We start from the raw sequence: 19,153 nt of genomic DNA on the forward strand, positions 1-19,153 counted from the left end.
CATGGTCTTTAGCACGCCCTTCAAACACCTTCTGCTGAGCAGCGCCCTGGTCCTCGGCCTGCTCAGCACTGCACACGCCGCCGACCTGCAACCGCTGCGGGTGGCCAACCAGAAATCCACGATCAAGGCGCTGCTGGAAGCCTCTGGCGAAACCCAAAACGTGCCCTATCAAATCCAGTGGTCGGAGTTCCCTTCCGCCTCGCCGCTGGGCGAAGCCCTGAACGCAGGTGCCGTCGATATCGGCGCCCTCGGCGATGCACCGTATGTGTTCGCCTTGGGCGCCGGGGCCGCGCTCAAGGTGGTCAGCATCATCCACGCCGAAGGGCGCAACACCACCGCCCTGGTGGTGCCCAAGGACTCGCCGATCAAGACGGCCGCCGACCTCAAGGGCAAGAAAATCGTCACCGGGCGCGGCTCCATCGGGCACTACCTGGCGATCAGGGCCTTGGCCAGCGCGGGCCTGACGACCAAGGATGTGCAATTCATTTTTCTGCTGCCGGCCGAATCCCGGCTGGTACTCGATAACGGCACCGTCGATGCCTGGGCGACATGGGACCCTTACACCACGGTGGTCACCTCACAAAGCCACGCCCGGGTTCTGGTCAGCGGTAAGACGTTACTGAGCAACCACCTGTATTTCGCCGCCACCAGCCAGGCCATCGCCAACAAACGCCCGCAACTGGATGACTTCGTGGCCCGCGTCGACCGCGCCTACGCCTGGGCCAACAAACACCCGGATGAATACGCCGCCGCCCAAGCCAAGATCACCGGCCTGCCCTTGGCGGTGCACCTGGAGGTGGCCAAAGACACGCAACTGAACCCCGTAGTGATTGACGACAGCGTGATCAAGGGCCTGCAAGCCACCGCCGACACCTATCAGCAAGAAGGCCTGCTGCCCAAGCGCATCGACGTGTCCCAGGGTTTCGACACGAGTTTTAACGCCGAACGTTTTCCCACTTCCCAAGCATCGCGCTAAGCAAGGAGCCGCATATGAGCACGCCACGTCATCTGAAACTGGGCGCTATGGTCCACGGTGTCGGTCACGGCTGGGGCGAATGGCGCCATCCGCAGGCGCAACCGAATGCCAGTACGAACTTTGGCTTCTATAAACAACAAACCGAGCTGGCCGAAGCGGCCAAGTTCGACTTTGTGTTTATCGCCGACAGCCTGCACATTCACGCCAAATCCAGCCCGCATTACCTCAACCGTTTCGAGCCGCTGACCATTCTTTCGGCCCTCGCCGCGTTGACCACCCATATCGGCCTGGTCGCCACCGTGACCGTCAGCTACACCGAGCCCTACCAGGTGGCGCGCCAGTTCGCCTCTTTGGACCATATCAGCGGCGGCCGCGCCGGCTGGAACGTGGTCACTTCCTGGCTGAGCGGCACCGCCGACAACTTCGGCAAAGCCGAGCACCCGCCCCACGCCGTGCGCTACCGCATCGCCAAGGAACACTTGAACGTGGTCAAGGGCCTGTGGGATTCCTGGGAAGACGACGCCTTTGCCTACAACAAGCAGAGCGGCGAGTTTTTCACCCCCAATAAACTGCATGCGCTGAACCACAAGGGCGAGTTTTTCTCGGTCAAAGGCCCACTGAACATCGCCCGCTCGCGTCAGGGCCAACCGGTGATTTTCCAGGCGGGCACCTCTGAGGATGGGCGCAACTTTGCCGCCGAGCATTCCGATGCGATTTTTGTGCATGTGGAGACGCTCGAAGAAGGCAAGGCTTACTCGGCTGACTTAAAACGCCGCGCCAAAGGTTTTGGCCGTGATGCGGGCAGCCTGGCGATTTTGCCGGGCATCCGCCCGATTGTCGGGCGCGATGCCGCCGAGGTGGAAAGCCGCTATCAGCAGGCCGTGGACCTGGTCACTGTTGAAGATGCGATTGTGGCGCTGGGCCGCCCCTTCAACGACCACGACTTCAGCCAATACCCGCTGGACGCACCCTTCCCGGAGCTTGGCGACCTGGGCAGCAACAGCCAGAAAGGCGGTTCCGACCGTATCAAGCAACTGGCCAGGGACGAAGGCTTGACCCTGCGCGAAGTGGCCTTGCGCTTTTCGCGGCCCAAGCGCGATTTTGTCGGTACCCCGGAGCAGGTCGCCGATGCGATTCAAACCTGGTTCGAGTCCGGCGCCAGCGACGGCTTCATCATCAACTCGGTGCTGCCCGATGGCTTGCAGTACTTCACCGAACTGGTGGTGCCGGTGCTGCAGCAGCGCGGGCTGTTTCGCAGCGAGTACAGCGGCCAGACCTTGCGCGATAACCTGGGGCTGGAGGTGCCGACCAATCGGTACAGCGAAGTTGAAGTGCAACAGGAAGCGCTGGCATGAGTGAGCCTCTCAACCGATTAGCCAATGTGGGAGCTGGCTTGCCTGCGATAGCGGTCTCTGGGCCTGCATTGCGGGTGGCTGATCCACCGCCATCGCAGGCAAGCCAGCTCCCACAGGGGTCGGCGCAATTCGACGCCCTGCTCGAACGCCTCAGTGCCGAGCTGGCAAGCACCGCGCACCTGTATGACCAAAGTGGGGCCTTCCCCCACGCCAATTTCAAGCGGCTGCATGAACATGGCCTGGTCGCCCTCACCGTGCCCAAGGCCCTGGGTGGTGGTGGCGCAAGCTTGCCGCAGGCGCGCAAGGCCATCAGCGCGATTGCCAAGGGCGAGCCTTCGACCGCGCTGATTCTGATGATGCAGTACCTGCAACACACACGCCTGCAAGACAGCAAAACCTGGCCGCAGCACCTGCGCGTGCAAGTCGCCGAAGACGCCGTGCGCAACGGTGCGTTGATCAACGCCCTGCGCGTCGAACCCGACCTGGGTACCCCGGCCCGTGGCGGGCTGCCGGCGACCACGGCGGTGCGCACCGCCGAAGGCTGGCGCATCAGCGGGCGCAAGATTTACTCCACCGGCAGCCATGGCCTGAGCTGGTTCAGCGTGTGGGCACGCAGTGATGACGCCGACCCGTTGGTAGGCGCCTGGCTGGTGCCGAAAAACAGCCCCGGCGTAAGCATCATCGACACCTGGGACCACCTGGGCATGCGCGCCACCTGCAGCCACGAAGTGGTGCTCGATAACGTCCTGGTGCCGCTGGACCATGCCGTCAACGTCAGCCCCTGGAGCGCACCACAACCGGAGCTGGATGGCGACGGGTTCCTGTGGATGGCGGTGCTGCTGTCGTCGGTGTACGACGCTGTGGCCCAGGCCGCGCGGGATTGGTTGGTGAACTGGCTGGAAGAACGCAAGCCGTCCAACCTAGGCGCCGCGCTGTCGAGCTTGCCGCGTTTTCAGGAAACCGTCGGCCATATCGACACCCTGCTGTTTGCCAACCGCAGCCTGCTCGATGCCGCCGCCCAAGGCCACACGCCAGCCGCCAATGCGGCGCAGCTTAAATACCTGGTGACCGGCAATGCGATCCGCGCCGTGGAGCTGGCCATCGAAGCCTCGGGCAACCCTGGCCTGTCGCGCCATAGCCCGCTGCAACGGCATTACCGCGACGTGCTGTGCAGCCGCGTGCATACGCCGCAGAACGACGCGGTGCTGCAAGGCGTGGGTAAAGCGGTGTTCACGCAACGTGCGCAACAATGAATAAGGAACGCTTATGAGTCAGGTGATTATCGCCAGCCAGCTGGACGAAGATTACAACCAGGTATTGCGCCAACGCCTTGCCTCGCTCCACCCCCAGGCCCAGGTCATCGGCGTGCCGGCCGGTGTGCCCAGCGACCTGCCGCCCCAGGCCAATATCCTGCTGCTGCGCCCTATCAATGTGCGCGGCTACACCGCGCCCGATACTCCGCCGCCGGGCTGGCCGTATGGCGCGCAGTGGGTGCACCTGGTGTCGTCGGGCATCGACTTCTACCCACAATGGCTGTTCAACGGCCCGCCGGTGACCACTTCACGGGGCAGCGCGGCCGATAACCTCGCCGAGTTCGCCCTGGCGGCGATCTTTGCGGCGGCCAAGCATTTGCCGGATATATGGGTGAAGGATGCCCAGTGGAATTTCACCGCGTTACGCCCGCTCAAGGGCACCACATTGGGCATTCTGGGCTTTGGTGCGATCGGCAAAAGCCTGGCGCAAAAAGCCCTGGCCTTGGGGATCAACGTGGTTGCGCTGCGCCAGAGCCAGGCGCCCTTTGAGGTGGAACCTGTTGAGGCCGCCAAGGATATTCACGACCTGTTCGCCCGCGCCGACCACCTGGTGCTGGCGGCGCCGCTCACCGAGGCCACGCGGCATATTGTCGACCGGGATGTGCTCGGCAGCGCCAAGCCGGGATTGCACCTGATCAATATCGCGCGCGGTGGTTTGCTGGATCAGGGAGCCCTGCTGGAAGCCTTGGATAACGGTCAGATCGGCCTGGCCTCGCTGGATGTGACCGAACCGGAGCCACTGCCACAGGGGCACCCGTTGTACAGCCATGCACGGGTGCGGTTGTCGCCGCACACCTCGGCGATTTCGACCAACAGCCAGCAGGAGATTGCCGATACGTTCCTGGCGAATCTGCAGCGGTATGTGCAGGGTTCGACGTTGGCCAATCTTGTCGACCCTTGAATGTGTGTGGGAGCTGGCTTGCCTGCGATAGCATCACCGTGGTGTGACTGACACACCGAGGCGCCTGCATCGCAGGCAAGCCAGCTCCCACATAAGCCGGTCTTCACAAGGACGACTATGAATCAGCAGCCACCGGCCAGGCGCTCGCGCAAAAACTCCACCAGCGCCTGCACCGGCCTTGAGCTTTGCCGGTGCTGCGGGTACACCGCCGACAGGGTCAGGGCCTCGGGGGCGAAGTCATCCAGCAACGTCACCAAACGCCCGTCTTTCAAGGCCTCGGCTACGATAAAGGTCGGCAAATAAGTGACGCCTAATCCGGCGATCGCGGTGTCGCGCAGCAACTCGCCGTTGTTCGCACGCATGCGCCCACTGACGTTGAGCGCCTGTAATTTGCCTTTGAAACGCCACTGCACCTGACGGCCATGGCCATAGGGCAGGCAGTCGTGGTCGGCCAGGTCTTCGGGCTTGAGCGGCGTGCCCTTGGCGGCGAGGTAATCAGGGCTGGCGCAATACACCCGCTGTACGCTGGCGATGCGCCGGGCAATCAGGGTCGAGTCTTCCAGCGTGCCGATGCGCAAAACCAGGTCGTAGCCCTCGCCGATCAGGTCCACCGGACGATCACTCAAGTCGACTTCCACCGACACCTGCGGGTGACGTTGCAGGAACTGCGGCAACAAGCAGCCCAGATGGGCCATGGCAAACGACAACGGCGCGCTGAGCCGGATCGTGCCCCGTGGTTCGCTGTTCTGGCCGGCAATGCCCTGCTCCACTTGCTCGACTTCACCGAGCAGGCGCAAGGCCGATTCGTAGTAACTCTGGCCCAGTGGCGTAACGTCCAGCCGGCGTGTGGAGCGGTTGAGCAGGCGTACGCCCAGGCGGTCTTCCAGCTGGATCAGGCGGCGGCTGACGAATTGTTTGGACAAGCCCAATTGCTCGGCGGCGGCGGTGAAGCTGCCGGACTCCATGACCTGGCAAAACAGGCGCATGTCTTCGAAGGGGTTCATTGTCGCTTCTCGGTGGACATTTGGCTGGTTTATAGCCTGTCAGCAGCTACGACACAATCAAATGCAGGAGGGGCTTGCCCCCTCCTGCAGGGATGATCTACCCCTTTGACAGCCGCTTACTTGGCCGTAAACGCCGAGTAGCTGTTCATCAGGTTACGGTAGTTCGGAATGCGCGGCGACAGCAGGTTGGCCAGGCCTTCCATGTCGTTGCGCCAGTCAACTTGCAGTTCACAGGCGACAGAGAACCAGTTCACCAGTTGCGCGCCGGCGGCCGTCATACGTGCCCAGGCGGCTTGCTGCACGGTTTCGTTGAAGGTACCCGAGGCGTCTGTCACCACGAACACCTCAAAACCTTCAGCGAGGGCGCACAGGGTCGGGAACGCGACGCACACATCCGTTACCACGCCGGCAATGATGATCTGCTTGCGGCCGGTGGCCTTGACGGCCTTGACGAAATCTTCGTTGTCCCACGCGTTGATCTGGCCAGGGCGGGCGATGTAAGGCGCGTCCGGGAACAGTGCCTTGAGTTCCGGCACCAACGGACCGTTAGGGCCACTTTCAAAACTGGTGGTGAGGATGGTCGGCAGGTTGAAGAACTTGGCCACGTCGGCCAGGGCCAGCACGTTGTTCTTGAACTCGTTCGGAGAGAAGTCTTGCACCAGGGAAATCAGGCCGGTCTGGTGATCGACCAGCAATACCACGGCGTCATCTTTGTTCAAGCGCTTGTAAGTCATGGGTGAACTCCTTTGGGTGTTTTTAAAATCAGAAGGCAAAGCACGAGCAACCAAACGCGCCCCAGAAACCCTGGAAATCGCTGACCGGTACGCTGGAAAGCCGCGCTTTTTCATGGCTGTGGACGTGCACGCCGCATGGGCCGCTGCAGTGGTGCACTTGGGCTTGCACCGCTGAACCTGGGCGCCAGTGCCCCGGCACCTTGACCACCGGCGACCAGTCCGGCAGCACCGGTACTTGAGGTGGTGCAAAATCTTCGAAGTCGCCGGCGCCGTACACCACCTTGCCGCCGACCACGGTCAGTACCGACTCGATCCATTTGATGGCTTCTTCATCGACACTGAAGAAGTCCGCCGAGAGTGCCGCCACATCCGCCAACTGGCCGACCTTGATCTGGCCCTTCTTGCCCTGCTCCGAGGAGAACCAGGCGCTGCCGTGGGTGAACAGTTCCAGCGCGGTGAGGCGCGGCAGGCCTTCGGCGTGCAGCTCCAGGCCACCGACGGTGCGGCCGCTGACCATCCAGTACAGCGAAGTCCATGGGTTGTAGCTCGAGACCCGCGTGGCGTCGGTGCCCGCCCCTACCGGCACACCTTCGGCCAGCATGCGCTTGATCGGTGGCGTGGCTTCGGCGGCCTTGGCGCCATAGCGCTCGACAAAATATTCGCCCTGGAAGGCCATGCGGTCCTGGATCGCAATACCACCGCCCAGGGCCCGGACGCGCTCGATGTTTTTCGGCGTGATGGTTTCGGCGTGGTCGAAGAACCACGGCAGACCATTGAACGGAATATCGCGGTTGACCTTCTCGAACACATCGAGCATGCGCGAAATGGATTCGTCGTACGTGGCGTGCAGCCGGAACGGCCAGCGCTGCTCAACCAAATGGCGCACCACCGGTTCCAGTTCCTGCTCCATGGTCAACGGCAGGTCGGGGCGTGGCTCAAGGAAGTCTTCGAAATCCGCCGCCGAGAACACCAGCATCTCGCCTGCGCCGTTGTGGCGCAGGTAGTCGTCGCCCTGGTGCAGGGTCACGCTGCCGGTCCAGTGCTTGAAGTCGCTGAGTTCTTCCTTGGGCTTTTGCGTGAACAGGTTGTAGGCGATGCGCACCGTCAGCTGTTGGTCCTTGGCCAATTGCTCGATCACCGCGTAGTCGTCTGGGTAGTTCTGGAAACCACCGCCGGCGTCGATGGCGCTGGTGAGGCCCAGGCGATTGAGTTCACGCATGAACTGGCGGGTCGAGTTGACCTGGTATTCGAGCGGCAGTTTCGGGCCCTTGGCCAGGGTTGCATACAAGATCATCGCGTTGGGACGCGCCACCAGCATGCCGGTGGGGTTGCCGTTGCTGTCGCGCACGATCTCGCCGCCCGGTGGGTTCGGCGTGTCCTTGGTGTAACCGGCCACGCGCAGGGCGGCGCGGTTGAGCAAGGCACGGTCATACAGGTGCAGCACGAACACCGGCGTATCTGGCGCGGCCTGATTCAACTCTTCCAGGGTCGGCATGCGTTTTTCGGCGAACTGGAATTCGTTCCAGCCACCCACCACACGCACCCATTGCGGCGTCGGCGTGCGATCGGCTTGATCCTTGAGCATGCGCAACGCGTCGGCCAGTGACGGCACGCCTTCCCAGCGCAGTTCAAGGTTGTAGTTCAGCCCGCCACGGATCAGGTGCAAGTGCGAGTCGTTAAGGCCAGGGATCACGGTGCGGCCCTTGAGGTCGATGACCTGGGTACCGCTGCCGCGCAGGGCCATGGCCTCGCCGTCGGTGCCGACCGCGACAAATCGGCCTTGGTGGATAGCGACCGCAGTGGCCCGTGGGTTTTCACGGTCCACGGTGTGGAACTGGCCATTGAACAGAATCAGATCGGCGTTCATAGGGTTTCCTTTACAGAGGCTTCAAGCCAGGGAGCGAACAGGCGGGTGGCGGCCGGCATCAGCAGGTACACCACCAGCAACACAATGGTCAGGGTTACCAGAAAGGTGGACACCACGTAGTTGGACAGGAACGGGTGCAAGCGCAGGATCGGCCCCCAGATAAACGGCAACAGCAGGGTTTGCGGCAAAATCACGCACAGACTGACCACCGCCTGCTTCCAGCGCGGCGGCTTGGCGGCGCTGTCGGCCAGGGGCGCGAACCAGAACTCGTTGGCCGCACCGATTTCGGTTTTGTCGCCATCGGCCAGCATCGGTGCCGCTTCAGCGATCAACGACTGGCGTTCGGGGGAGTCAAGCCAGCGTTGCAGCGCGTCGGTGGAGCGATAGCGCAAGACGCAGGTAAACAGCGCCTGCCCGCCCTGCTTGCCGCGCACCACATCCACACCGAGGTGGCCGGGGCGCTCACCGGCGATGCGCACGATACGCCGCAGCCAGGCCTCGTAATCGGCTTCACGGCCGGCCTTGATCAGGTGCTTGACCACGAGGGTGACGACTTCGTCGGGGCTGGTTTCAGGTGTCGAGTCCATACGGTGTGATTCCCCCTGGAGAGTTGAGCGATGGGGGGAGTCTGGCGGGGAACGGGGGGCGGGAATTGGATGTTTGTGCTGTCTCGCCCGGCGCGCTCACGCCATCCGCGCCATATGCTCACTGATGCGCGAGCGCAACCAGCGCTCCGCCGGGTCATTGTCATGCACGCCGCTCCAGACCATCGACAATTCCGAGGCTTCAATCGCAAAGGGCGGGTCCTCGGCGCGCAGCACCGTGCCTTCGGTCAAGGCACAGGCGGCGTAGTCGGGCACCGTCGCGATGATTTGCGTGCCCGCCAAGAGTGCGCGCAAGCCGCTGAATTGCGGCACCGCCAGCACCACCCTGCGCGCCCGGCCGATGCGCGCCAGGTCAAGGTCGATATTGCCGCTCAAGTCCCCCGAAAACGACACCATCGCATGGGGCCGCGTGCAGTAGTCATCGAGTGTCAACGGCGCCGCGCCGTCGTCGCCGCGCAGCACCTTGCAGGGAATGTCCCGCAGCTTCTTGCGCTTGGCATTCGCCGGCAGTTCGGTGGTGTAGCTGACGCCCACGGAAATCTCGCCACTGGCCAGCAATGGCGACATCAACAGGTAGTTGGCGCGGCGCACCACCACGATGATCCCCGGCGCCTCTTCGCGCAGCTGGCTGAGCAACGGCGGGAACAGACCGAACTCGGCATCATCGGACAGGCCGATACGAAACACCGCGCAGCTGGTGGAAGGGTCGAAATCCTTGGCGCGGCTGACTGCGCCTGAAATGGTGTCCATCGCCGGTTGCAGCTCCTTGAGTATCGCCACCGCCCGTGGCGTGGGCTCCATGCCGCGCCCATTGCGCAGCAGCAACGGGTCGTCGAACAGGTCGCGCAGGCGCCCGAGCGCGGCACTCACGGCCGGCTGGCCCATGAACAGTTTTTCGGCGACCCGGGTGAGGTTCTTCTCAAACATCAGCGCCTCGAAAATCACTAACAGGTTCATGTCGACGCGGCGCAGGTCGTTGCGGTTCATGGCGGTATCCAAACGGTTATCAGGCCGTCAGGTAAGCATGCCGCACGGATCGCCGATTGCATGCCTGTGCTGTCTTTTCCAGGCGCGCACCTGACGAAATTAACAACGATTAACTCGCCAGCCAGACGGCCCGGCGCCAAAAATACAGCGGTCTACACTGCATCCATTCACCGGGAACACTCCCATCGACTACGGATAATTGTCATGGCCCGACTTGATGACTGTGCACCCCGACTTGGTGTCACCGGTGGCTTGTGCCCTCGGCGCGAGCGAGTTGCCAAGCAACTGATCCTCGCCAAACTCGGCGAAAGCCTGGCGATTGCCGAGCTGGCGCAGGCCTGTGCGCTGTCGCGCAGCCATTTTTCCCGTGCGTTCAAGTGCACCACCGGGCTGTCGCCCCAGGAGTGGATTCGCCAACAGCGCATTCAGCGGGCCAAGGAACTGATCACCGGGTCGTCATTGAGCCTGACCCAGATCAGCCTCGAATGCGGCTTCTGCGACCAGGCGCACTTCTGCCATATGTTCACGCGCAGCGAGGGCGTGAACCCGATGACCTGGCGAAATCACCACACGCGTCAAAAATCACAGGTGATGGCGGCCTAGTGGTCTGCACCTGCCTGGAATATGCTGGCCAAACTTTTTCCGGAACAGGGGCCACCATGAGTGACCTCAACGACCAGGCCGTGCATTTCGGCCCCTACCGTGTCCACCCGCGCCAGCGCCTGGTGCTGGAGGCTGGCCGCCCCTTGCGCCTGAGCCGACGCGCGCTAGAAATCTTGCTGATCTTGCTGGAACACGCCGGCAATGTGGTGAGCAAGCAGGAACTGATCACGCGGGTATGGCCCAAAACGGTGGTCGAAGACGGCAACCTGCGTGTGCATATGGCCGCGTTGCGCAAAGCCCTGGGCGATGGCCAGGCCGGGCAGCGCTATATCGTCACCGTGGCCCAGCGCGGTTACAGCTTTGTCGCGCCCCTGAGCATCGAACCGATGACGACAACCATCGACGGTATTCCCCACAACCAGGGCCATAACCTGCCGCTGCGCCGTACGCGGATGATTGGCCGCCAGGTGTTGATCGACGCACTGGTGCAGCAACTGCCGCAGCAACGCTTCATCACCCTGACCGGCGCGGGCGGCATCGGCAAGACCACCGTGGCGCTGCGTGTGGCGGAATTATTGATCGGCCATTACCGCGACGGCATTCACCTGCTGGACCTGGCGCCACTCAGCGCGCCGTCAATGATCCTGCCCAACCTGGCTGCCCTCCTCGGCTTCGCACCCACCGAACATGACTCGCTGCTGACCTTGGCCCGCAACCTGCACGCGCGGCAGTTGCTGCTGGTGATCGACAACTGCGAACACCTGTTGGACGACATCGCGCTGATCAGCGAAACCTTGCTGCGTCACATGCCACACCTGCACATTTTGGCCACCAGCCGCGAAGCCCTGCGCGCCGAGGGCGAGTACGTGCAACGCCTGGAGCCGCTGGCCTGCCCACCTGCTACCGGGAATCGCGCCCAGGCCCTTGGCTACCCGGCGTTGCAACTGCTGATCGAGCGTGCCATATCGCACCAGGACAGTTTTGAACTCAGCGATGCGCAACTGCCCCTGGCGATCGAGATCTGCAAGCGCCTGGACGGCATTCCCCTGGCAATCGAATTGGTCGCCACGCAGATCGAGCGCTTCGGCTTGCCGGGCTTGCTGGTGCAGATGGACGACAACCTGCGCCTGCTCAATCGCAGCCTGCACAGCGACCTGCCCCGCCAGCAAACCTTGCGCGCCACGCTGGATTGGAGTTTTAACCTGCTCACCGCTTGCGAACAGATCTGCCTGCGCCGCCTCGCGGTGTTTCGTGGCGGGTTCAGCCTGGCAAGCGCGGCGGCGGTGATCGCCGGGGAGCAGATCGCACCGGCTGAAGTGCTGGGCTCGATCACCCAGCTGGTGGCCAAGTCACTGCTCAACGTCGAGGCCGGCGATGATGAAATGGTCTATCGTCTGCTGGATGTCACCCGCAGCTATGCCCTGGAAAAGCTCGCCCTCGCGGCTGAACTCGACAGCACACGCGAGCGCCATGCGGCGCGCTGCCTGGCGCTGATGGAGCAGGCGCAGAAGGACTGGGAATTCACCGCCACCGAGCTGTGGATCAACCGCTATGCGCCATTGCGCGAGGACATCCGCGCCGCGCTCGACTGGGGCTTGGGCGAACACGGCGCGCACCTGCTGGGCATTCGCCTGACGGTCAGCGCCATGCCGTTGTGGCAGGAGTTGTCACTGCTGCGCGAACATGCGCTGTACGTAGGCCAGGCCCTGGCGCTGATGCCGCAATCGGGCGCGCCCTGCACGCAACTGACCATGCAACTGCAACTGGCCCTGGGCAGCCTGTCCTATCACGCCCTCGGCGGCGCGCCACAGACTATCGCTGCGTTTGTGGCGGCCCGGCGCCTGGCGCAAGCGCTCCAGGACAATGGCGGCCAGTTGCGAGCCGTCTCCGGGCACATGGCGGTCAATCTGTGTGCCGGCCACTACCGTGAGGCGCTGGAGCAGAGCCTGCAGTTCGACCGCCTCGACCCGCGCACCGATCCGCTGCTGGATTTGAGTGCCCAGCGCTTACGGGTACTGGCCCAGCATTACGCGGGCAACCAGGTGCTGGCCCTGCACAATGCCGAACAAGTGCTGCAGCGCATGGCCCACAGCGGCCATCTCAACCGTTTCACCCATGGCTTTGGCGTGCAATACGACCAGAGTGTGGCGTCGCTGACGGTGCTGGCGCGCATCCTGTGGCTGCGCGGGTTTCCAGAGCGGGCCGCGCGAACGGCCAACCAGGCGCTGGAGCTGGCGTTGCAGATCAACCACGGCACCTCGATCTGCTACACCCTGGCCCTGGCCAGCGTACCGATTGCCCACTACAACGGCGGTAGCGACGCCGCGCACGCGCTGCTGGTGCTGTTGCTGGAGCACTCGCAGAAACATTCGGCGCAGTTGTTTCACACCTGGGCGCGGCATTACGAGGGCACTGCTCCCCATGAGACATTGCAAGGCCTGGGCCTGGTTCAGGACATACTGGTGACCTTCAATGCCGCGCAGGTAGATGACAAGGTATTTGAGCGCGCCAGAAACGGCGCGGCCGGTTGGTGCACGGCCGAGATTTTCAGGGTGCGCGCCGAGGCCCTGCCCGACCTGAGTTCGCGCGAATCGCTGCTGCTCGAAGCATTGGGCGTGGCGCACGCGCAAGGCGCACTGGCCTGGCAGTTGCGCTGCGCGACCTCTCTGGCCTGCCTGTGGCAAAGCCAGGGCCGCGTGCGGGTAGCACGTAAGCTGTTGAGTTCGGTCTACGGGCAATTTACCGAAGGCTATGCCACCCAGGATCTAGTCCGCGTGCGCAGCCTGCTCGACCAGTTGCAGGACAAACGGCTGGCCTGAAAATGGCCCCAGATAATGCCCATAGCCCTGCTGCAAACGCGCCACCTGCAACGGGTCACGCAGTTGCGCCAGGGCGTAGCTGCGCACACAGTTGAGCAGCCGATAGCGCTGCGGGCCGGGGCCGGGCTCGACCACCAGGGAAGACGTCGCGACCAGGCGTACCAGCAGGTAAGCCAGGTCGGCATGCGCCAGTTCAGTGCCGGCCACCAGTTCGGTCAAGGCCGGCAACGTCACCGTGCTTTTGAACAGCGCCAACTGCAGGAACAACCAACGCTGCGGCAGGCTCAGGCGTTGATACGTCCAATCCAGCGCTGCCGTCAGCGATTGATGGCGCTCGACCGCCGTGCGTCGGCCACGCCTCAACACTTGCACGCCGTTGTGTAACTGCTTTTGCAAGCCGCGTATTCCCAGGGCTTCAATCTGGGCCGCCGCCAGTTCCAGCGCCAGCGGGATGCCGTCCAGGCGCCGGCAGATATCGCACAACGGCGCCAGGTCCTCAGACCGCAGTACAAACCCCTGCTGACCGGCACGCACCCGCGCCACGAACAATTGCAGGGCCGGATACATCATGGCCTGCTCGACACAGCCTCGGGCGGTTGACGTCGGCAGTGCCAGCCGTGGTACGTGTTGCACCCATTCGCCGGGCACCTGCAAGGCTTCGCGGCTGGTCAGCAGCACGCTCACCTGCGGCGCCCTGGCTTGCAGCGTATGCACCAGATGTCGGCAGGCACCCAGCAACAAATCGGCATTGTCGAGCACCAGCAACAGTTGCCGGGCGGCCAATTGCTCGCACAGTGCATGGGCGCTGTCACAGGATTGCAGGTGCAGGGTTTCAGTCAGATAGCCCAGCAACCGCTTCGGCGCCTGCACCGTTGCCAGGTCCAGCCACCACACGCCATCGCGATAACGCGGCAGCACCCGTTCGGCCAGCGCCAGCGCCACGCTGCTCTTGCCGATTCCGGCGCAGCCGGTGAGCATCATCAACCGCTGGCCGCCCAGGCGTCGCACCAGGCTGCCCAGCAGTTCGTCGCGGCCTATCACCGGGCTGAGCCGTGCGGCCAGGTTATGCCGAGGCCGTGGTGCCGGCACCGGTGACGGCGCCACGAAGCAGTAGCCGCGTTGCGGTTCATTGAGGATATAGCGTTGTCCATCCAGCGCACGACGCAGGGCGGCGATGTGCACACGCAAATTATTGTCTTCCACCACGCTGTTCGGCCAGACCCGGCCGATCAAGGTGTCCTTGCTGATAAATTGCCCCGGCGCCTCCAACAGTATCGCGAGGATATCCAGCGCACGCCCACCCAACTGCACCGGCAGGCCGGTCTTGCTGACCAGGCGTTGATCGCGATGAAAGGTATAGGGGCCGAAGCTCACCGTGTGTGCATTGTTCATCTGCTGACAGCGCTGGAACACCCGGCCTTGGGCGTCTGCGCCTCCTTTCAAGGGCCTGGAGCTATCTTGCCAGCTATGCGTGACAGGACAATGCTGGCACAGGGAGCGACACGGACAATCAGGGCAGCCAGACGGACATTACGGCGTCAACTGAACTGTTGTCGGTACTGCGTGGGGTTCAGGCCGAGTTTTTCGCTGAACAGAAAGCGCATATGCCGCACGCTGCCGAAGCCTGCGCGGAAAGCCACGGTCTTGAGCGGCAGGTCAGTGCTTTCCAGCAGGTGCCGGGCACGGTCGATGCGCGCGCCTTGCACAAAGGCCATGGGCGTCATCCCCACTTCTTTGGCGAACAGCCGCGCAAAATGGCGCGCGCTCATGCCCGCCAGCGCGGCCATGGACACGATGCTCAATGGCTGGTCCAGCTGCGCCAGCACCTGGTTCTGCACGCGGGTGATCGGGGTTTCCAGCGGCGCGACGGCGGCAGTCATCGGGCTGAACTGAGCCTGGCCGCCCTGGCGTTTCATCACCACCAGCAACACCTTGGCGACGTCGACCGCCACCTGTCGGCCGTGGTCCTGGGCGATGATCGACAGCGCCAGGTCGATGCCGGCAGTGACCCCGCCGGAGGTAATCAAGCGGCCATCCTGCAAGTAAATGCGGTCGGTCTCGACAATGGCCTTGGGAAAGCCCTTGATCAGGCGGTCGGTGTAGTGCCAATGCGTGGTGACGCGGTGGCCGTCGAGCAGCCCGGCGTGCCCCAGCACAAAGGCGCCGGTGCAGATCGAACCGAAGCGCCGTGCCCGTGGCGCTGCGGCCCCAAGCCAAGGCAGCAACGCCGGATGGCATTCGTTATAAGCGCCAGGCCCGCCGGGCACCAATAGCAGGTCGTAGGCCTCGTCGGCATGCTCCAGTTGCAGGTCGGCATGCACGTGCACGCCATTGGAGGCGCGCAGCGGGCCGGGCTCGGTGCCGATCGTCAAGATCCGATAATGCTCCGCTGCCGGAAGGTAGCGGTTGGCTATGGAAAACACCTCCAGCGGCCCGGCCATATCGAGCAGCAGGAAGTCTGGAAACAGCACCATGGCCACGGTTTTCATCAAGAGCAAGTCCATCGTAACGGGAGTCGGGACGGCATTATGGCACGCTTGAAACTGTCAACTAGAATGAGACATTAATTCAATTTTCAGCTTATTAATGAATCCACCGAAAACCATTAACCTTCTTCTCAACGCAAGCGCCCTGCATTTCGCAGCCGGTGCTCACTTGAGGACAAGACCATGCTGACCCTTCGCAAAGCCTCGGAACGCGGCGCCGCCAATCACGGTTGGTTGAAGTCGTTCCACACCTTCTCGTTTGCCAACTACTGGGATGCCAAGGAGCAGGGTTTTTCCGACCTGCTGGTGATCAACGATGACCGCGTCGCCGCCGGCAAAGGCTTCGGCCAGCACCCGCATCGCGACATGGAGATTTTCTCCTATGTGCTCGAAGGCGCCCTGGAACACAAGGACACCCTGGGCACCGGCTCGGTGATTCGCCCTGGCGACGTGCAATTGATGAGCGCCGGCAGCGGCGTGGCCCACAGCGAGTTCAACCACAGCCAGAGCCATGGTGTGCACTTCCTGCAAATCTGGATTGTGCCGAATGTGGTCGGCGCCGAGCCGCGCTATCAGCAGGAGCACTTCAGCGCGGCGCAAAAACGTGGGCGCTTGCAGCTGATCATCTCGCCGGAAGGCACGGATGGCTCGCTCAATGTTCGCCAGGATGCACGGGTGTATGCCGGGCTGTTCGACGGCGACGAAACCGCCACCCTGGACGTGCCGGTGGACCGCCATGTGTACGTGCATGTGGCCCGTGGCAGCGTTGAACTCAATGGCCAACGCTTGCAGGAAGGCGACGGCGCACGGCTGCGCAATGAACGCCAGATCCGCCTGAGCCAGGGCGAAGACGCCGAGGTGCTGGTGTTTGACCTGCGCCCTCAGGAACTGCCGCAGATGCCTTGAGCGCCTGCACGATGGCCCGGGAAAACGGGCCATCGCTGGCGTCGATAGTCACCATCAGCGCAATGAAGTTCTCTTAAAAAATCCAACGCGTACCATCAAACCCATACCCGGCAACACCCAACTACAACTCTCGGAGCACACCATCATGAAACGCCAACTCTTGCTTAGCCTCGCTTTTTCGGTACTGGCTGCCAACGCTTTCGCCCACCCGGTTGTCGCTGAAGGCGGCGCGGATCGCCTGCAAGGCAGCCACGTAGCTGAAAACGGTTCTGACCGTCTGCAGGAACGCCGTATAGCCGAAGGCGGTGCTGATCGCTTGCAGGAACGTGGCCTGGCTGAAGGTGGTGCTGATCGCCTGCAGGAACGTGGCCTGGCTGAAGGCGGTGCGGATCGTCTGCAGGAACGTGGCCTGGCTGAAGGTGGTGCGGATCGTCTGCAGGAACGTGGCCTGGCTGAAGGCGGTGCGGATCGCCTGCAGGAACGTGGCCTGGCTGAAGGCGGTGCGGATCGTCTGCAGGAACGTGGCCTGGCTGAAGGCGGTGCTGATCGTCTGCAGAGCAACCACGTATAACCCTCGCTGTTGGCGAGGTACCCCAAACCGGCCTGATCAGCCGGTTTTTTTTCGTCTGTGATCAGCGCAGGTCACGGTCCACCCACAACACCGCCTTGCCGATCTGCTGGCGCGCCTCGATGCGTGCGTGTACCTGTTGCACCGTCTCCAGGCGGTAATGGCCCTCGATCTCCACGCTCAACGACCCTTCCAGCATCGCCGCGAACACCGCATTGGCACGCCGCTGTACGGTCGCCCCGTCGGCCATATGGTCGGCCAAGCGTGGTCGGGTCAAAAGCAGCGAGCCCGCCTCGCCCAATTCAATCGGGTCCAGGTCGGTCAGTGAGCCCGACACGTTGCCATAATTGACGATCAAACCGCGCGTGCGGCAAGCGCGGAAACTCTCGCGCAAGGTGGTTTTGCCGACTGAGTCAAACACCACATCCACCCCGCGGCCATGGGTGGCTTGCAGCACCTGATCGGCAAAGCCGTCATAGGTCCAGGCCTGGTGAGCACCGCGTTGCCGGGCAATCGCGCATTTTTCGGCACTGCTGCCGGTGGTGAACACGGTCGCACCCATCCGCCGCGCCATCTGCACCAGCAACTGGCCGATGCTGCCGGACGCCGCGTGAATCAGGCAGCTGCTGCCCGCCTGCAAGCGCGCCACATCCTCAATCAGATAGTGCGCGGTGCAGCCCTGAAACATCGCGGCTGCGGCCTGATCAAAGCCGATGGCAGTCGGAATCTGCGCGACTTTGTCGGCAGGCACGTTGGCATATTCGGCATAAGCGCCCCAGGCAATGCACCAGGCCACGCGGTCGCCCACCGCCAGATGGCTCACGCCGGGGCCAACCTCAACCACTACGCCGGCACCCTCCATGCCCAAGGTGCAGGGCAAGCGCACCGGGTAAGTCACCGACGCGGCGTATTTGCCCTGGCGCGTATGAATATCCATGAAATTAATCCCGGCGCAGGCCACCTTGACCAGCACATGCCCCGCCGTGACCTGGGGTTTGGCCACATCATGGCGCAGTTGGGCGACGTCGGGGCCGCCGTAGGTTTGCAGGGTGATGGCTTTCATCAGGGAACAACTCCGTTTGCACTGGGAAGCGGCCATGGTAAAAGGGTTTATTCGGTTGGAATATTCCCCAATCTTTCCCAGCCTCCGTGCGGAAATAACCCGATGTTCGACTGGCAGGACCTTTACTACTTCACCGTGCTGGCGCGCACCCAGTCACTGTCGGCCGCCGCCCGCGAGTTGCAGGTGGAGCACGCCACCGTCGGGCGCCGGGTCGATGCGCTGGAAAAAGCCCTGGGTGTAAAACTGGTGGACCGCCTGCCCCGCAGCCGCCCGCTCACGGCGCAAGGTTTGGCCTTGGCGCAAGTAGCGGCGGGCATGGGCGATATGGCCACGCAGGTGATGCGCTTGTCGCGCGTGGCCTCCATCGAACTGGCCGGCACAGTGCGCGTCAGTTGCCCGCCTTCCATCGCCAATCATTGCATTGCACCTCAGCTTGCGCGGTTGCGCAGCCAGTATCCGCAGTTAAACCTGGTGCTGATGCCGTCCACCCATTTGGCCGCGCTGGACAAAGGCGAAGCCGACATCGCCTTGCGCACCCTGCGCCCCGACGAAGAAGCCCTGGTGCGGCGCAAGGTCGGCGTGGTGCGCTTCGGCTTGTACGCCGCGCCTGCGCTCGAACACCTGCCGGCAGCGCAATGGACCTTCATCGCCTACGACGCCAGCCGCGACCACCTGCCCCAGCAAGCCTGGCTGCACCAACTGCGCGGCCCACGCCCTATCGTGTTTGCCGCCAGCGAGTTGATCACCCAGCAAATGGCCGCCCGCGCGCAGGTCGGCGCAGTGGTACTGCCCACCTTGGTGGGCGATGCCGACCCGCTGTTGACGCGGTTGCCCACGCCCATTGACGGCCCGGTGCGTGATATCTGGCTGACGGTATACCCGGATATGCGCCGCTCACCGTTGGTGAAAGTGGTGATGGAGTTTCTGGTGGAATGTATTGAAGCGCAGGCGCAACTACGTCGCTGA

At 63.2% G+C, this 19,153-nt stretch carries 17 protein-coding genes; 9 read left to right on the forward strand and 8 right to left on the reverse strand.

Annotated features, from left to right (window positions below):
* Position 1: 1 nt before the first annotated feature.
* From FFI16_RS15010 to FFI16_RS15025, 4 genes are read left to right on the forward strand one after another with little or no spacing between them, the layout of a single operon-like run.
* The gene (locus FFI16_RS15010) at positions 2-976 is read left to right on the forward strand and encodes an ABC transporter substrate-binding protein (RefSeq protein ID WP_138815639.1); all 975 of its coding nucleotides are present in this window, start codon (positions 2-4) and stop codon (positions 974-976) included.
* 14 nt (positions 977-990) lie between these two features.
* Positions 991-2,331 (forward strand): LLM class flavin-dependent oxidoreductase, encoded by a 1,341-nt coding sequence (locus FFI16_RS15015; protein ID WP_138815638.1) that lies wholly within the window; start codon positions 991-993, stop codon positions 2,329-2,331.
* Entirely contained in the window at positions 2,328-3,584 is a 1,257-nt protein-coding gene (locus tag FFI16_RS15020) for an acyl-CoA dehydrogenase family protein (protein WP_256666260.1), read from the forward strand. Before FFI16_RS15015 ends, FFI16_RS15020 begins: the two co-directional genes overlap by 4 nt.
* Before the next feature lie 13 nt (positions 3,585-3,597).
* Positions 3,598-4,545, forward strand: a complete 948-nt coding sequence (locus tag FFI16_RS15025; RefSeq protein WP_138815637.1) for a D-isomer specific 2-hydroxyacid dehydrogenase family protein — start codon at positions 3,598-3,600, stop codon at positions 4,543-4,545.
* Between the two features lie 122 nt (positions 4,546-4,667).
* On the opposite strand, the gene FFI16_RS15030 is transcribed toward FFI16_RS15025, so the two are convergent.
* The 5 genes from FFI16_RS15030 to FFI16_RS15050 form a co-directional block, all read right to left on the reverse strand.
* Positions 4,668-5,549: a LysR family transcriptional regulator gene (locus FFI16_RS15030; protein ID WP_138815636.1), complete on the reverse strand. Its 882-nt coding sequence runs from the start codon at positions 5,547-5,549 to the stop codon at positions 4,668-4,670.
* Positions 5,550-5,665: 116 nt separating this feature from the next.
* Positions 5,666-6,283 (reverse strand): isochorismate family cysteine hydrolase YcaC, encoded by a 618-nt coding sequence (gene ycaC / locus FFI16_RS15035; RefSeq protein WP_017137757.1) that lies wholly within the window; start codon positions 6,281-6,283, stop codon positions 5,666-5,668.
* A 28-nt stretch (positions 6,284-6,311) separates the two neighbouring features.
* On the reverse strand, positions 6,312-8,150 hold the full coding sequence (locus FFI16_RS15040; protein WP_138815635.1) for an amidohydrolase: 1,839 nt from the start codon (positions 8,148-8,150) through the stop codon (positions 6,312-6,314).
* Entirely contained in the window at positions 8,147-8,737 is a 591-nt protein-coding gene (locus FFI16_RS15045; protein WP_138815634.1) for an antibiotic biosynthesis monooxygenase, read from the reverse strand. The genes FFI16_RS15040 and FFI16_RS15045 overlap by 4 nt, the downstream gene beginning before the upstream one ends.
* A gap of 96 nt (positions 8,738-8,833) precedes the next feature.
* A complete protein-coding gene (locus tag FFI16_RS15050; protein WP_138815633.1) occupies positions 8,834-9,742 on the reverse strand; it encodes a LysR substrate-binding domain-containing protein in 909 nt (302 codons plus the stop codon).
* Between the two features lie 204 nt (positions 9,743-9,946).
* On the opposite strand from FFI16_RS15050, the gene FFI16_RS15055 reads away from it, so the two are divergent.
* On the forward strand, positions 9,947-10,345 hold the full coding sequence (locus FFI16_RS15055) for a helix-turn-helix domain-containing protein (RefSeq protein WP_138815632.1): 399 nt from the start codon (positions 9,947-9,949) through the stop codon (positions 10,343-10,345).
* A gap of 56 nt (positions 10,346-10,401) precedes the next feature.
* Complete coding sequence (locus tag FFI16_RS15060) at positions 10,402-13,164, forward strand: winged helix-turn-helix domain-containing protein (RefSeq protein WP_138815631.1); 2,763 nt, start codon at positions 10,402-10,404, stop codon at positions 13,162-13,164.
* Here FFI16_RS15060 and FFI16_RS15065 read toward each other — a convergent pair.
* Together FFI16_RS15065 and FFI16_RS15070 are read right to left on the reverse strand one after the other, a co-directional pair.
* The gene (locus FFI16_RS15065; protein WP_371923626.1) at positions 13,111-14,556 is read right to left on the reverse strand and encodes a winged helix-turn-helix domain-containing protein; all 1,446 of its coding nucleotides are present in this window, start codon (positions 14,554-14,556) and stop codon (positions 13,111-13,113) included. The genes FFI16_RS15060 and FFI16_RS15065 overlap by 54 nt on opposite strands.
* A gap of 146 nt (positions 14,557-14,702) precedes the next feature.
* Positions 14,703-15,653: a GlxA family transcriptional regulator gene (locus tag FFI16_RS15070; RefSeq protein ID WP_138815630.1), complete on the reverse strand. Its 951-nt coding sequence runs from the start codon at positions 15,651-15,653 to the stop codon at positions 14,703-14,705.
* 180 nt (positions 15,654-15,833) lie between these two features.
* On the opposite strand from FFI16_RS15070, the gene FFI16_RS15075 reads away from it, so the two are divergent.
* Complete coding sequence (locus tag FFI16_RS15075; RefSeq protein ID WP_138815629.1) at positions 15,834-16,556, forward strand: pirin family protein; 723 nt, start codon at positions 15,834-15,836, stop codon at positions 16,554-16,556.
* A gap of 145 nt (positions 16,557-16,701) precedes the next feature.
* The gene (locus FFI16_RS30790; protein WP_138815628.1) at positions 16,702-17,127 is read left to right on the forward strand and encodes a hypothetical protein; all 426 of its coding nucleotides are present in this window, start codon (positions 16,702-16,704) and stop codon (positions 17,125-17,127) included.
* A 61-nt stretch (positions 17,128-17,188) separates the two neighbouring features.
* On the opposite strand, the gene FFI16_RS15085 is transcribed toward FFI16_RS30790, so the two are convergent.
* A complete protein-coding gene (locus FFI16_RS15085; protein ID WP_138815627.1) occupies positions 17,189-18,187 on the reverse strand; it encodes a quinone oxidoreductase in 999 nt (332 codons plus the stop codon).
* Between the two features lie 102 nt (positions 18,188-18,289).
* Between FFI16_RS15085 and FFI16_RS15090 the strand changes: the two genes are divergently transcribed.
* Complete coding sequence (locus FFI16_RS15090; protein WP_138815626.1) at positions 18,290-19,153, forward strand: LysR family transcriptional regulator; 864 nt, start codon at positions 18,290-18,292, stop codon at positions 19,151-19,153.

Source organism: Pseudomonas sp. KBS0710 (assembly GCF_005938045.2).
Taxonomy (GTDB): Bacteria; Pseudomonadota; Gammaproteobacteria; order Pseudomonadales; family Pseudomonadaceae; genus Aquipseudomonas.

Bases quoted from the DNA above. Each gene is read 5' to 3' on its own strand.
- FFI16_RS15010 (WP_138815639.1), top strand. From the start codon at position 2: ATGGTCTTTAGCACGCCCTTCAAACACCTTCTGCTGAGCAGCGCCCTG.
- FFI16_RS15015 (WP_138815638.1), top strand. From the start codon at position 991: ATGAGCACGCCACGTCATCTGAAACTGGGCGCTATGGTCCACGGTGTC.
- FFI16_RS15020 (WP_256666260.1), top strand. From the start codon at position 2,328: ATGAGTGAGCCTCTCAACCGATTAGCCAATGTGGGAGCTGGCTTGCCT.
- FFI16_RS15025 (WP_138815637.1), top strand. From the start codon at position 3,598: ATGAGTCAGGTGATTATCGCCAGCCAGCTGGACGAAGATTACAACCAG.
- FFI16_RS15030 (WP_138815636.1), bottom strand. From the start codon at position 5,549: ATGAACCCCTTCGAAGACATGCGCCTGTTTTGCCAGGTCATGGAGTCC.
- ycaC (WP_017137757.1), bottom strand. From the start codon at position 6,283: ATGACTTACAAGCGCTTGAACAAAGATGACGCCGTGGTATTGCTGGTC.
- FFI16_RS15040 (WP_138815635.1), bottom strand. From the start codon at position 8,150: ATGAACGCCGATCTGATTCTGTTCAATGGCCAGTTCCACACCGTGGAC.
- FFI16_RS15045 (WP_138815634.1), bottom strand. From the start codon at position 8,737: ATGGACTCGACACCTGAAACCAGCCCCGACGAAGTCGTCACCCTCGTG.
- FFI16_RS15050 (WP_138815633.1), bottom strand. From the start codon at position 9,742: ATGAACCGCAACGACCTGCGCCGCGTCGACATGAACCTGTTAGTGATT.
- FFI16_RS15055 (WP_138815632.1), top strand. From the start codon at position 9,947: ATGGCCCGACTTGATGACTGTGCACCCCGACTTGGTGTCACCGGTGGC.
- FFI16_RS15060 (WP_138815631.1), top strand. From the start codon at position 10,402: ATGAGTGACCTCAACGACCAGGCCGTGCATTTCGGCCCCTACCGTGTC.
- FFI16_RS15065 (WP_371923626.1), bottom strand. From the start codon at position 14,556: ATGAACAATGCACACACGGTGAGCTTCGGCCCCTATACCTTTCATCGC.
- FFI16_RS15070 (WP_138815630.1), bottom strand. From the start codon at position 15,653: ATGAAAACCGTGGCCATGGTGCTGTTTCCAGACTTCCTGCTGCTCGAT.
- FFI16_RS15075 (WP_138815629.1), top strand. From the start codon at position 15,834: ATGCTGACCCTTCGCAAAGCCTCGGAACGCGGCGCCGCCAATCACGGT.
- FFI16_RS30790 (WP_138815628.1), top strand. From the start codon at position 16,702: ATGAAACGCCAACTCTTGCTTAGCCTCGCTTTTTCGGTACTGGCTGCC.
- FFI16_RS15085 (WP_138815627.1), bottom strand. From the start codon at position 18,187: ATGAAAGCCATCACCCTGCAAACCTACGGCGGCCCCGACGTCGCCCAA.
- FFI16_RS15090 (WP_138815626.1), top strand. From the start codon at position 18,290: ATGTTCGACTGGCAGGACCTTTACTACTTCACCGTGCTGGCGCGCACC.